The 11864-nt window shown below is 73.5% G+C and carries 12 protein-coding genes; 4 read left to right on the top strand and 8 right to left on the bottom strand.

Annotation, left to right across the window (positions count from 1 at the left end):
- Nucleotides 1-45 precede the first annotated feature (45 nt).
- Nucleotides 46-360, top strand: coding sequence for a DUF6332 family protein (locus tag ACIGXJ_RS14065; RefSeq protein ID WP_399644314.1), 315 nt, complete (start codon nt 46-48; stop codon nt 358-360).
- On the opposite strand, the gene ACIGXJ_RS14060 is transcribed toward ACIGXJ_RS14065, so the two are convergent.
- From ACIGXJ_RS14060 to ACIGXJ_RS14050, 3 genes are all read right to left on the bottom strand, one after another.
- Entirely contained in the window at nt 321-986 is a 666-nt protein-coding gene (locus ACIGXJ_RS14060; protein WP_399644310.1) for a response regulator, read from the bottom strand. The genes ACIGXJ_RS14065 and ACIGXJ_RS14060 overlap by 40 nt on opposite strands.
- 62 nt (nt 987-1048) lie before the next feature.
- Entirely contained in the window at nt 1049-2251 is a 1203-nt protein-coding gene (locus ACIGXJ_RS14055; RefSeq protein ID WP_399644308.1) for a sensor histidine kinase, read from the bottom strand.
- A 52-nt stretch (nt 2252-2303) separates the two neighbouring features.
- Nucleotides 2304-4439 (bottom strand): MMPL family transporter, encoded by a 2136-nt coding sequence (locus ACIGXJ_RS14050; RefSeq protein ID WP_399644305.1) that lies wholly within the window; start codon nt 4437-4439, stop codon nt 2304-2306.
- Nucleotides 4440-4568: 129 nt separating this feature from the next.
- Here ACIGXJ_RS14050 and ACIGXJ_RS14045 point away from each other — a divergent pair, with 129 nt between their 5' ends.
- Complete coding sequence (locus ACIGXJ_RS14045; RefSeq protein WP_399644303.1) at nt 4569-5387, top strand: BTAD domain-containing putative transcriptional regulator; 819 nt, start codon at nt 4569-4571, stop codon at nt 5385-5387.
- Here ACIGXJ_RS14045 and ACIGXJ_RS14040 read toward each other — a convergent pair.
- A complete protein-coding gene (locus ACIGXJ_RS14040) occupies nt 5371-6111 on the bottom strand; it encodes a TetR/AcrR family transcriptional regulator (RefSeq protein WP_399644301.1) in 741 nt (246 codons plus the stop codon). The genes ACIGXJ_RS14045 and ACIGXJ_RS14040 overlap by 17 nt on opposite strands.
- Before the next feature lie 643 nt (nt 6112-6754).
- Here ACIGXJ_RS14040 and ACIGXJ_RS14035 point away from each other — a divergent pair.
- Complete coding sequence (locus ACIGXJ_RS14035) at nt 6755-7210, top strand: nitroreductase family deazaflavin-dependent oxidoreductase (RefSeq protein WP_399644298.1); 456 nt, start codon at nt 6755-6757, stop codon at nt 7208-7210.
- Here the strand turns inward: ACIGXJ_RS14035 and ACIGXJ_RS14030 are convergent.
- Complete coding sequence (locus ACIGXJ_RS14030) at nt 7200-8516, bottom strand: geranylgeranyl reductase family protein (RefSeq protein ID WP_399644296.1); 1317 nt, start codon at nt 8514-8516, stop codon at nt 7200-7202. The two genes, ACIGXJ_RS14035 and ACIGXJ_RS14030, sit on opposite strands and share 11 nt — an antisense overlap.
- Nucleotides 8517-8650: 134 nt before the next feature.
- Between ACIGXJ_RS14030 and ACIGXJ_RS14025 the strand changes: the two genes are divergently transcribed.
- On the top strand, nt 8651-10006 hold the full coding sequence (locus ACIGXJ_RS14025) for a dipeptidase (protein ID WP_399644294.1): 1356 nt from the start codon (nt 8651-8653) through the stop codon (nt 10004-10006).
- Nucleotides 10007-10065: 59 nt separating this feature from the next.
- Here ACIGXJ_RS14025 and ACIGXJ_RS14020 read toward each other — a convergent pair whose 3' ends face one another.
- The 3 genes from ACIGXJ_RS14020 to ACIGXJ_RS14010 form a co-directional block, all read right to left on the bottom strand.
- Nucleotides 10066-11106, bottom strand: a complete 1041-nt coding sequence (locus ACIGXJ_RS14020; protein ID WP_399644292.1) for an NUDIX domain-containing protein — start codon at nt 11104-11106, stop codon at nt 10066-10068.
- A 154-nt stretch (nt 11107-11260) separates the two neighbouring features.
- Complete coding sequence (locus ACIGXJ_RS14015; protein ID WP_399644290.1) at nt 11261-11470, bottom strand: hypothetical protein; 210 nt, start codon at nt 11468-11470, stop codon at nt 11261-11263.
- Between the two features lie 185 nt (nt 11471-11655).
- On the bottom strand, nt 11656-11784 hold the full coding sequence (locus ACIGXJ_RS14010) for a hypothetical protein (RefSeq protein WP_399644288.1): 129 nt from the start codon (nt 11782-11784) through the stop codon (nt 11656-11658).
- Between the last annotated feature and the right edge of the window lie 80 nt (nt 11785-11864).

Raw genomic sequence — 11864 nt, 5'->3', positions numbered from 1 at the left:
CGGGGCCGTTTGCCCCGCCGGGCACTCGCCTGTTTCACTCCGGTCATGACCATGCACGGGGGAAACCGCATCGACCGACACGAAAACGGTGCACGGCGCACCCAGGCCCAACGCGACGCCATCACCGTCGAGATCGGATACGCGCTGTTCAGCGCGGCCTTCGCGGCCGCGGTCGTCTTCGGGGCGATCGCCGGACCGGCGCTGCTCTTCGACCTGCCGGCCACGCCGGAGACCCTGCTCCTGCGCGCGGGCACGGTGCTCGCGGCCGTCCTGTTCGCCGCCCGCGTGATCACGGTCCTCGTACGTTTCCGGCGGCCGGCTCAGCCCAGCCAGCCCGGCCGCACCAGCCCGCACTCGTAGGCCAGGACGACGAGTTGGGCCCGGTCGCGGACGCCGAGCTTCACCATCGTGCGGCTGACGTGGGTCTTCGCGGTGAGCGGGCTGACGACGAGCCGGCGGGCGATCTCGTCGTTGGTGAGGCCGATGCCGACCAGGGCCATCACCTCCCGCTCCCGTTCGGTGAGCCGGGCCAGCTCCCCCGCCGCGGCGGGCTCCTTGGACCGGGCCGCGAACTCGGCGATCAGCCGACGGGTCACACCCGGTGAGAGCAGGGCGTCACCCGCCACCACCGCCCTCACCGCGCGCAGCAGTTCGTCCGGCTCGGTGTCCTTCACCAGGAACCCCGACGCGCCCGAGCGGATCGCCTCGAAGACGTACTCGTCCAGCTCGAACGTGGTCAGCATGACCACCTTCACGTCCTTCAGGTCCGCGTCCCCGGTGATGCCCCGGGTGGCGGCCAGGCCGTCGAGGGCGGGCATGCGGATGTCCATCAGGACGACGTCCGGCCGCAGTTCGCGCACCGCGCGCAGCGCTTCCTCACCGTCGGCGGCCTCACCGGCCACCTCGATGTCCGGCTGCGCGTCCAGCAGCGCGCGGAAACCGGCCCGCACCAGCGACTGGTCGTCGGCGAGCAGTACACGGATCACCGGCCGGCCTCCTCACTCCTCGACGGCGGCACACGCTTCACGCCTCCACAGCGGCACATGCTTCACCCGCCGCCCTCCTCACCCCTCAACGGCAGCACGGCGAGCACCCGGAAGCCGCCGTCGGGCCGGGGCCCCGCCTCGATCGTGCCACCCAGCGCGGCCGCCCGCTCCCGCATGCCGGCCAGCCCGTTGCCGCTGCCGCCCGCGTCGGCGCCCGTCGCCGGTCCGTCGTCGTCGACGCACAGCCGCAGCGCCGTACGGTCACCGTGATCGAGCGTCACCCGCGCGCGGCGGGACCCCGAGTGCCGTACGACATTGGTGAGGGCCTCCTGCACGATGCGGAACGCCGCGAGGTCCGCGCCCGGCGGCAGACGCGGGACCTCGCCCTCGACCTCGACGGTGAGGCCCGCGCTCGCCGCCTGCTCCACCAGCTCCGGCAGCCGGTCCAGACCGGGTGCGGGAGCGCGCGGCGCGTCACCGGGGGCGCGCAGGGTGTCGAGGACCTGGCGGACCTCGCCGAGCGCTTCCTTGCTGGCGGACTTGATGGTGGTGAGCGCGGCCCGCGCCTGCTCGGGGTCGCTGTCCAGCAGGGCCAGCCCCACACCGGCCTGCACATTGATCACGGAGATGCTGTGCGCGAGGACGTCGTGCAGCTCCTGGGCGATGCGCAGCCGTTCCTCGTCGGCGCGGCGGCGGGCCGCCTGGGCGCGCTCGGCCCGGTCGCGGGCCCACTGCTCGCGCCGTACCCGGGCCAGCTCCGCCAGCGCCACGATCGCGGCCACCCAGGCGGCGATCACCGCCTCCTGCCCCCAGGACGCGGCCGAGTCCCCCGACGGCGGCAGCCACCGGTACAGCCGGTGCGCCACCAGCATGTGCGCGGCCCACAGCATGCCCACGGCCGTCCAGGCGGCCCGCCGATGACCTGCGACGACCGCGCCGAAGCAGGCCACGGCGACGGTCAGGAACACCGGCCCGTAGGGATACCCGGCGCCCAGGTACACGGCCGCCGTGGCCGCCGTACCGAACACCACCGGCACCGGACGCCGCAGCCGCCACAGCAGCTGCCCGCAGGCCAGCACCAGCAAGACTCGCGCGAAGACGTCCAGCGCCGCCCGCTCGCCCTCCTGCTGCTCGGCCGCGAACTGGGAGCCGACCAGCACGAACGCGGTGATCAGCACGGTCGAGCGCCACGGCCACCGGGGGCGCTCGCCCTCCTCGCCGTGGTCGCGGGCCCACGGGAGCCGTCGGACGGGCTGTGCTTCCATGCCGCCACGCTAGACCGCGCCCGCCGCGCGCCGCGTCAGCCGGGCGAGGTGATCACACGTACTCCCCACGAAGTACCTCCCGCACCCTCATCCGGGCCAGCCACCGCGGCGCCCACCAGTTGGCCCGCCCCGCGAGCCGCATCGCCACCGGCAGCAGCACGACCCGGATCAGGGTGGCGTCCACGAGGATCGTCAGGGCCGTGCCGATGCCCAGCTCCTTGAGGAGGACGACCCCCGAGGTGGCATACGACAGGAAGGACAGCGCCAGGATCCCGGCCGCGGCCGTGATCAGCGGGGCGCTGCGCCGGATGCCCTCGGCGACCGCGCGCCCGGTGTCCCGGGTGCGGTCGTGCTCCTCCTTGATCCGGGCCAGCAGGAACACCTCGTAGTCCATCGACAGGCCGTACGCCACGCAGAACATGAGCACCGGGATGCTCGGCTCGATCGTGCCGGTCGGGGTGAAGCCGAGCGGCCCGGACAGATGCCCGTCCTGGAAGACCCACACCAGGCAGCCGAACATCACCGACAGGCTCAGCAGATTCAGCACGGTCGCCTTGGCCGGCAGCAGCACGCTGCCCGTCATCAGGAAGAGGATCACGTACGTCGCCACCAGCACGAGCCCGACCGCGAACGGCAGCCGCTCCAGCAGCGTCGCCCGGAAGTCGGTGGTCTCCGCCGGGTACCCGCCCACCAGCGCGGGCACCGGCGACGGCGTGTCCCGCAGCCGCTCGACGAACCCCGGCACATCCCCGGACATCGCCTCCTGCGTCGGTACGACGCCCAGCCGCACCCTGCCGTCGGGCGCGGTGAGCCGGTCCTGGCCGGGGGCGCCGGTACGCACGCCGTCCCGGTAGGTGCCCTCGGGCGCGTCGACCTGGAACACGCCGGGCACACGCGAGAGTTGGGCGGCGTAGCCGCGCGTGCCGGCCCTCTCGGTCAGCACCACCTGGACGGTGTCGGTCGGCTCGGCCGCGAACTCCCGGTGCACGATCGCCGAAACGGTGCGCGAGGACGTGCCCTCGGGCAGCGTGCGCTCGTCCGGCAGGCCGAAACGCAGGCCGAGCACCGGGGACGCGGCCAGCAGCAGCACGGCGAGGACCCCGGCGCCGGCGAGCAGCGGGCGGCGCATGGCACGCAGCGCGGTGCGATGCCAGAAACCGGACGCCGGGGCCGCGGACCGCTCCACCCGGTGCCCCCAGCGGGCCAGCGCGGCGGGCAGGAACAGCACCGCCCCCGTGACGGCGGCCAGGACGACGAGAACTCCGGCGTACGCGAAGGAGCTCAGGAAGAAGAACGGGAACACCAACAGCGCGCACAGCGACACGGCGACCGTGATGCCGCTGAAGACGACCGTGCGCCCGGCCCCCGCCGTCGCCCGGACGACCGCGTGCGGCTGTTCGTGTCCGGCCGCCCGCTCCTCGCGGTAGCGGGTGACGACGAACAGGCTGTAGTCGATGCCCAGTCCGAGTCCGAGGACCAGCGCGAGGTTCGCGGCGAACGTCGACACCTCCGTGAACTGTGCGATCGCCCGCAGCCCGGCCAGCGTCCCGACGACCGCGAACAGTCCGACCGCCACGGTCAGCAGCGCGGCGACCGTACGCCGGTACACCAGCACCAGCAGGAGCAGCACGGTCGGCAGCGCGAACGCCTCCGCCCGCAGGAAGTCCGCCCTCGCCTCCTCACCGACCTGTCGGGAGATCTCCTCCTGCCCACCGACCCGGACGTCGATCGCGGACGTGGTCCGGGTCAACTCGGGCGACAGCTCCGCCAGTTCCCTGCGCGTCTCGGTGGCGGTGCCTTCGAGCCGGGCCAGGACCAGCGCGCTGCGGCCGTCACGGGCGCGCAGGGCGGCACTGTCGGCGTCCCAGTAGGAGGTGACGTCGGTGACCAGCGGCAACTCACCGACCTCGGCGGCGAGTTCCCGCCCCGCTCGCTCGGTGGAGGGACTGTCCACGTCCCCGTCGCGCGGGGTGACCAGCAGGGCGAGGTTCGGGTTGCCGGTGCGGAAGGTGTCGCGCAGTTCATCGGCGGCACGCACCGACTCCGTGCCGGGCGAGCTCCAGCGCGAGAGGTCGAGATCGTCCTGCGCGCCGGCGCCGTACACGAGCAGGCCGAGGAAGGTGAGCAGGGCACCGATCAGGACGGCACGGCTGCGGTGCACGGCCAGTCGGCCGAGCCGGGTGAGCATGAGGTGGCCTTTCTCCGGGGGTTCGGGGTGAGGGACACCGTCACCCGGCCCGCTGGAAGGGCCGCTGGAACGCCCGCTGGAAGATCCACTGGAACGCGGTGTGCGGGTCGTGCGGGTTAGGCTCGGAGCATGGGTGAGGGCACGAGGGAGAGTTCGGGGAGCCCGGGGGTCGAGGCGGACGGGGCGCCGCGCGGGCTGCGCTTCGAACTGCTGGGCCCTCTGCGGGCGTTGCGCGACGGCGTGGAGATCCCGCTCGGTCCGCCCATGCAGCGTGCGGTGCTCGCGGTCCTGCTGCTCCAGGAGGGGCGGCCGATCTCTTACGACGCTCTGGTCGAGGCCGTGTGGGGCGGCGCCCCGCCCGTCCATGTGCGCAACCTCGTCCAGAAGTACGTCTCCGGGCTGCGCCGGGCACTCGGCGCGGGACCCGAGCTGGTGTGGACGGGCACCGGGTACCGGCTCACCGGCGCGGACGTCGCCGACCTGCGCGAGCGACGGCTCCTGGTCGACGCGGCACTGGCGGCACGGGACGCCGGAGACGTCGAGGGCGCCGTCGAACTGGCCCGCCGCGCGGAGGAGTTGTGGCGCGGCGACTTTGCCGAGGGGCTCCGGGCGCCCTGCCTCACGGCGGAACGGCTGCGCTGGACCGAGAAACGGCTCACCGTCCTGGAGGAGCGGCTCACGGGCGAGATCCAGCTGGGCCGCGCCTTCGGCCACGTCCACGAACTGATGCGGCTCGTCTCCGCCCACCCCCTGCGCGAGCGGCTCGTCGAACTGCTCATGCTCGCCCTGTGCCGGACTGGGCGGCCCAGCGACGCCCTGACGGCGTACGAGGCGGCCCGGCGGCGGCTCGCCGACGCGCTCGGCGCCGACCCGGGGCCCGCGCTGCGCGCCCTGCACGTGCGGGTACTGCGCCAGGATCCGGCGCTGCTGGCTACCCCTGTGGGCTGACCGCGCTCTTCGCCCTGCCCTTCTGCGGGTAGACCAGGCCCACCGTGTGCGCGAGCTGGGTCACCGCGTGGCGGAAGAACGGCTCGCGGTCCTCCACGATCCGGTTGAACTGCCCGAACAACTCGAACCCCACCAGCCCGTACAGCTGCGCCCAGGCCGCGACCAGCGTCGCCACGACCTCGGCGGGCAGGTCGGGCGCGAGGTCGGCCGCCATCCGGTCGGCCTCCGCGCGCAACTCGGCCGGGAGCTTGGTGCGTGCCACTCCGAGCCCTCGGTGGGCGTCGCGGACGATTTCGATGAGGAGCAGGCCGACCCGGGAGGCGGGCTGCACGGTCGCCTGCGGCGCGGCGTACCCGGGCACCGGGGAGCCGTAGATCAGCGCGTACTCGTGCGGATGCGCTAGCGCCCAGGCGCGCACCGCCTCGCAGACCGCGGTCCATCGGCGCAGGGGGCCGGCGTCGGCGACCGCGACGTGCGCCGCCTCGGCATCCGCGCCGAGGGAGTCGTACGCGTCGATGATCAACGCGGTGAGGAGGTCGTCGCGGCTGGGGAAGTAGCGGTAGATCGCGGAAGAGGCCATACCGAGCTCGCGGGCGACGGCACGGAGGGAGAGCTTGGCGGCGCCCTCCGCGGCGAGCTGCCGGCGGGCCTCGTCCTTGATGGCCGCGGTGATCTCGATCCTGGCCCGGGCGCGGGCTCCCTGCGGTCCTTGCGGGGTGGTCATGGGGGCAGTTTGCCATAGGAGGAGAGCGGTGCACACGAACGAGAGCGGTGATCAGTTGTGAGAGCGGCGCTCGGGGGCGAGAGCGGCGGCGCGCAGTTGCGAGAGCAGCACTCAGGGGTGAGAGCAGCGCTCAGGGGTTGAGAGCAGCGCTCGCCGGAGGAAGCGGCCCTCACGAGTGGAGCCCGCGCCCGGCCGGCCGCGCTTGGCAGGCCGAGCAGCGCTCAAGGTCGAGAGCAGCGCTCACCATCGAGAGCAGCACTCACCATCGAGAGCAGCGCCCAGCGAGGAAAGTGCCGCTCGACACAGAGAGCAGCGCCCAGCAAAAAGCGGCGCTCGCAGGCAGCCCAAGCCCCCGAAGCGCACCCCCCACCGAGCAGCCTCGCCCCCAAGAGCCCCGCCCCCAGCCCGAGCACCACCTCCCACCAAGAGCACTGCACAAAAAAGAGAGCACCGCTCTTGCTTCAGCAGCACCACCCAGTGCACACTGATCTCAAGCGAGAGCACCGCTCACAAAGCAGAGCACCGCTCCACCCACTCCGCCGCTCCAGCCGCTCCACCCGCTTCACCCACTCCGCCGCTCCACCCGCTCCACCCCATCCGCTCGCAACCCGCTCACAACCACTCACACCCCAGGGGGACCACCATGTCGTCATCCGCGCCCTACTACCTCAAGGCCGGCCCCGTCGCCACGCGCCTCAACCAGGCCATCGGCTGGCTCGCCCGGCACGGCATCAGCCTCGCCGGCACCGCGGAGCTCTCCGTTCGCGGCCGGAAGACCGGCAAGATGCTGCGGCTGCCCGTGAACCCGCACAACCACGACGGCGCGCAGTACCTCGTCTCGGCGCGCGGTCACTCCCAGTGGGTGCGGAACATGCGCGCGGCCGGGGAGGGCGAGCTGCGGGTCGGGCGGAAGGTGCGCACGTTCACCGCGCAGGAGCTTCCCGACGCCGAGAAGCTCCCGATCCTGCGGAGTTACCTGGAGAAGTGGGGCTGGGAGGTCAACCAGTACTTCCTGGGCGTCACCGCGAAGTCCTCGGACGACGAACTCCTCGCCGCGGCCTCGGACCACCCGGTGTTCCGGATCGACGTCAGGAGGTGACGCCCCCCGTCACGCCCTCGGCGTCACCGTCCGCGCCACCGTTCGCGTCACCGTCCGCGCCACCGTTCGCGTCACCGCCAGGCACCGGCTCGGCCCCCGTACGCCGGTCCAGCGCGGTCAGCGCGCGCTGGGCGATCGGGCGGTTGCGGACGATCTCGCCCAGGGACGTCGAGCCGCGGGTGATGTCCATGAAGGCCCGCCAGGCGGGCCGGAACCCGGTCAGGGCGGCGTGGAACAGCCCGGGGCGGCGTTCGAACGCGGCGAGCAGACGCTTGCCGACGGCCATCTCGACGCCGAGGCCCGCCTTGACGGCGAAGGCGTAGTTGAGGGCCTGGCGGCGGGTGTCCACGGCGTCGTGGGCCTCGGCGATGCGGACGGCCCACTCCCCCGCGAGCCGCCCGGAGCGCAGCGCGAAGGAGATGCCCTCGCGGGTCCACGGCTCCAGCAGTCCCGCCGCGTCCCCGCACACCAGGACGCGTCCGCGGGAGAGCGGGGAGTCGTCGGCGCGGCAGCGGGTCAAGTGGCCGGAGGAGATGCTCGGTTCGAACCCGGCGAGGCCGAGGCGGCCGATGAAGTCCTCAAGGTAGCGCTTGGTGGCGGCGCCTTCGCCGCGCGCCGAGATGACGCCGACGGTCAGGGTGTCGCCCTTGGGGAAGACCCAGCCGTAACTGCCGGGAATCGGGCCCCAGTCGATGAGCACCCGGCCCTTCCAGTCCTCGGCGACCGTCTCCGGCACCGGGATCTCCGCCTCCAGGCCGAGGTCGACCTGGTCGAGCTTGACGCCGACGTGGGCCCCTATGCGGCTGGCGCTGCCGTCGGCGCCGACCACCGCCCGGGCGAGGAGGGTCTCGCCGCCCTGGAGGACCACGGCGACCGTGCGCCGGTCGGGCACCGCCGAGCCGTGCTGCTCGACGCGCGAGACGGTGACGCCGGTGCGCAGTTCGGCGCCCGCCTTCTGGGCGTGGTCGACCAGCTGCTGGTCGAACTCGGGGCGGTTGATCAGGCCGAACAGCATGTTCTTGGACCGGCGGGTGCGGCTGAAGCGGCCGTTGTGGGAGAAGGTGACCGCGTGCACCCGGTCTCGCAGGGGCAGTTCGAAGCCGGGCGGCAGGGAGTCGCGCGAGGGGCCGATGATGCCGCCGCCGCACGTCTTGTAGCGGGGCAGGTCGGCCTTCTCCAGCAGCAGCACGCGCCGCCCCGCGACCGCCGCCGCGTATGCGGCGGAGGCCCCCGCGGGTCCCGCGCCCACCACGACGACGTCCCACACCTGCCGCTCGTCGTCCGCCGAAGAGTTCTCGCTGCTCACGTTGGTCTACCGCTCCCGGTCCAGCCGCCTGCCGCATCCTGTCCCCCGCATCCTACGGCGGTGATCGCCGCAGGCCGTTGTGGGAGGATCTCGATACCCACAGGTACAACGTCGCACCTACGAGGAGCGTGCCCATGTCGTCGAATCCGGTCGCCGAGACCGTCGCCTCCCTGATGCCCGGGGCGAAGGCGGAGCTCGCCGAGCTGGTGGCCTTCAAGTCGGTGGCGGACTTCGACCAGTTCCCGAGGAGCGAGAGCGAGGGCGCGGCCCGCTGGGTCGCCGACGCGCTGGCCGCGGAGGGCTTCGAGGACGTGGCGCTGCTGGACACGCCGGACGGCACGCAGTCGGTGTACGGCTTTCTGCCGGGGCCCGAGGGCGCCAAGACGGTGCTGCTGTACGCGCACTACGACGTGCAGCCGCCGCTGAACGAGGCCGGCTGGGACACCCCGCCGTTCGAGCTGACCGAGCGCGACGGCCGCTGGTACGGGCGCGGTGCCGCCGACTGCAAGGGCGGCGTGATCATGCACCTGCTGGCGCTGCGCGCGCTGAAGGCGAACGGCGGCATACCGGTGCACGTCAAGTTCATCGCCGAGGGCTCCGAGGAGATGGGCACCGGCGGTCTGGAGCGGTACGCCGAGGCGCACCCGGAGCTGCTCGCGGCGGACACGATCGTGATCGGTGACGCGGGGAACTTCCGGGTGGGCCTGCCGACGGTGACGACCACCCTGCGCGGCATGACGCTGCTGCGGGTGCAGGTGGACACGCTGCGGGGCAACCTGCACTCCGGCCAGTTCGGCGGTGCCGCGCCCGACGCGCTGGCCGCGCTGATCCGCGTACTGGACTCGCTGCGGGCGGAGGACGGCTCCACGACGGTCGACGGGCTCGCGCAGGGCGCGCCGTGGGACGGGCTGCAGTACGACGAGGAGCAGTTCCGCAAGGACGCCAAGGTGCTGGACGGGGTCGGGTTGATCGGTTCGGGCACGGTGGCGGACCGGATCTGGGCGCGCCCCGCGGTCACCGTGCTCGGCATCGACTGCCCGCCGGTGGTGGGGGCCACGCCGTCGGTGCAGGCCAGCGCCCGCGCGCTGGTGAGCCTGCGGGTTCCGCCGGGCGTGGACGCGGCCGCGGCGACGAAGCTGCTGCAGGCGCATCTGGAGGCGCGTACGCCGTGGGGTGCCCGGGTGGCGACCGAGCAGGTGGGCCAGGGCCAGGCGTTCCGGGCGGACACCTCGAGCCCGGCGTACCAGGCGATGGCCGACGCGATGGCGGTGGCGTATCCGGGTGAGGAGATGCAGTACGCCGGTCAGGGCGGCTCGATCCCGCTGTGCAACACCCTGGCCGCGCTGTACCCGCAGGCGGAGATCCTGCTGATCGGCCTGAGCGAGCCGGAGGCGCAGATCCACGCCGTGAACGAGAGCGTGTCCCCCGAGGAGCTGGAGCGCCTGTCGGTGGCGGAGGCGCTGTTCCTGCGGAACTACGCGGCGGGCTGACACTCGCCGGGCTGTGACCGAAGGGGCCTCGCCTGCGGGCGGGGCCCTCGGGCGGCCCGTCACACGGGCACGCCGGCCTCCAGGTAGTAGGCCGCGCCCCGCTCGCGCGCCCGCAGGGCCCAGCGCAGGCGTTCGTAGCGGACGGGCGGCAGCAGGGCGGCGGCCTCGTCCTCGGTGGCGAAGCGCCAGCCGCGCAGTTCGGGGCCGGGCAGCAGGAGCCCCTCGACGGCCGCGCGGTCCAGGCGGCCGCCGTCGAAGAGGAGGCGCAGTCCGCCGTAGCCGGGGGGTGCGGGGCGCTCCCAGTCGACGACGAGCAGAGCGGGTACGTCGTCCAGGCGGATGCCGGTCTCCTCGGCGACCTCGCGCACGCCGGCGCGGGCAGGTGCCTCGCCGGGTTCGACGACACCGCCGGGGAACTCCCAGCCGGGCTTGTAGGTGGGGTCGACGAGCAGCACCCGGTCGTGGTCGTCGAAGAGCAGCACACCGGCGGCGACGGTCTCCGCGGTGGGTTCGGCGGTCTGCACGATGGCGCAGGCGGGCGCGGCCTCGGAGGCGACGGCCTCGGCGATGCGTACGGCGGTCTGGCGCGGGGTGAGGGTGCCGTTGTCGACGGGGTGGGCGTCGGCGCCGAGCCAGCCTGCCAGGGCGGCGCGGTAGGGCTCGATGTGGTCGTGGGCCCACTGGCGTTGGCGTAGCTCGCCGTCCGCGAGGCCGGAGGGGACCTCGCGCCGGGCCATCCGCTCCCGCAGGATCGTTTCCGCCGGGGTGAGCACGAGATGGCGTACGGCGATCCGGCGGGCGGCGAGTCCGCCGAAGATCTCGTCGCGGTACTCCTGGCGCAGCAGGGTCATGGGGATCACGAGGGTGCCGCCGAGCTCGGCGACCAGCGCGGCCGCCGTGTCGATCACGAGTCTGCGCCAGATCGGGAGGTCCTGGACGTCGGTCACCTCGGCCAGGCGTTTGGCCGGGAGCAGCTGGGTGAGTGCCCCGCCGACGAGTTCGGGGTCGAAGAGCGTGCTGTTCGGGATCAGGTCGATCAGTTCCCGTGCGGTGGTCGTCTTTCCCGCACCGAACGCGCCGTTGATCCAGACGACGGTCACGTTGCCCCCTCTTCTGTTGGCCCCCTGTGGCTTGCCCGCTCCACCCTGCCACGGAAACCAGGCGCAGTTGAGGGCGCACGCACGACAGGGTGCCGGGCCCCTGTCGCGAGGTCCGGCACCCTGTCGGCGCGGTGTCGGGGCGGTGTCGGGGCGGTCAGCCGTTCTCGGAGGGCTGTCCGCCGAAGGCGGACCGGTCGACGCCCGAGAGGCTCTCGCTGGCGAGCGTGCTGTCGAGGGTGCTGAGCGTGTCCTGCACGTCGAGGTCGCCGAGCGCGGAGTCGGCGAGGCCGTGCGACGGGGTGATCGCCGCGACGACGAACCCGGTGGCGAGGGAGGCGATGGCGAGCATGCTGCGCTTCTTCATGCCCGTTCCAACGGCGCCCGGCCGGCGATGGTCACGCCCGGGCTCGCGGCCGACCCCCGCCACGGCCGGGCCCCGCCAGACGCCCTGAGCTCGCGAACGGCGCCCGCCGACGGCCGCGCCCTCCCCCACGTCCCCGGGCGGCGGCCGTCACCGCCGGTCGTGCCCGCACGGCAGGGCCGCGGTTCTCACCGGGTCACGTGCGTCTCGCGTTCCACGCCGGACAGCTTCTCGGGGTTGCGTACGTGTTCGAGGCCGGTGACGCGGCCGTGGTCGACGCGGAGGGCCGGCACGCCGCCGAGGCGGACCAGCAGCACCGGACTGCCGTTGACCGCACGGGCTCGAAGGACCTGTCGGCGTGGCGCCGGTACCAGCCGGTGGCCGGCAGACGGGCCAC

It is taken from the genome of Streptomyces sp. NPDC053367 (assembly GCF_044545925.1).
Taxonomy (GTDB): domain Bacteria; phylum Actinomycetota; class Actinomycetes; order Streptomycetales; family Streptomycetaceae; genus Streptomyces.
The sequence above is the reverse complement of the archived record's forward strand: the minus strand, read 5'-3'. Positions and strand labels throughout refer to the sequence as shown.

Excerpts from the sequence above, each read along its gene's own strand:
- ACIGXJ_RS14055 (WP_399644308.1), bottom strand. The coding sequence starts at position 2,251 with ATGGAAGCACAGCCCGTCCGACGGCTCCCGTGGGCCCGCGACCACGGC.
- ACIGXJ_RS14035 (WP_399644298.1), top strand. The coding sequence starts at position 6,755 with ATGTCGTCATCCGCGCCCTACTACCTCAAGGCCGGCCCCGTCGCCACG.
- ACIGXJ_RS14040 (WP_399644301.1), bottom strand. The coding sequence starts at position 6,111 with ATGACCACCCCGCAAGGACCGCAGGGAGCCCGCGCCCGGGCCAGGATC.
- ACIGXJ_RS14065 (WP_399644314.1), top strand. The coding sequence starts at position 46 with ATGACCATGCACGGGGGAAACCGCATCGACCGACACGAAAACGGTGCA.
- ACIGXJ_RS14025 (WP_399644294.1), top strand. The coding sequence starts at position 8,651 with ATGTCGTCGAATCCGGTCGCCGAGACCGTCGCCTCCCTGATGCCCGGG.
- ACIGXJ_RS14050 (WP_399644305.1), bottom strand. The coding sequence starts at position 4,439 with ATGCTCACCCGGCTCGGCCGACTGGCCGTGCACCGCAGCCGTGCCGTC.
- ACIGXJ_RS14015 (WP_399644290.1), bottom strand. The coding sequence starts at position 11,470 with ATGAAGAAGCGCAGCATGCTCGCCATCGCCTCCCTCGCCACCGGGTTC.
- ACIGXJ_RS14045 (WP_399644303.1), top strand. The coding sequence starts at position 4,569 with ATGGGTGAGGGCACGAGGGAGAGTTCGGGGAGCCCGGGGGTCGAGGCG.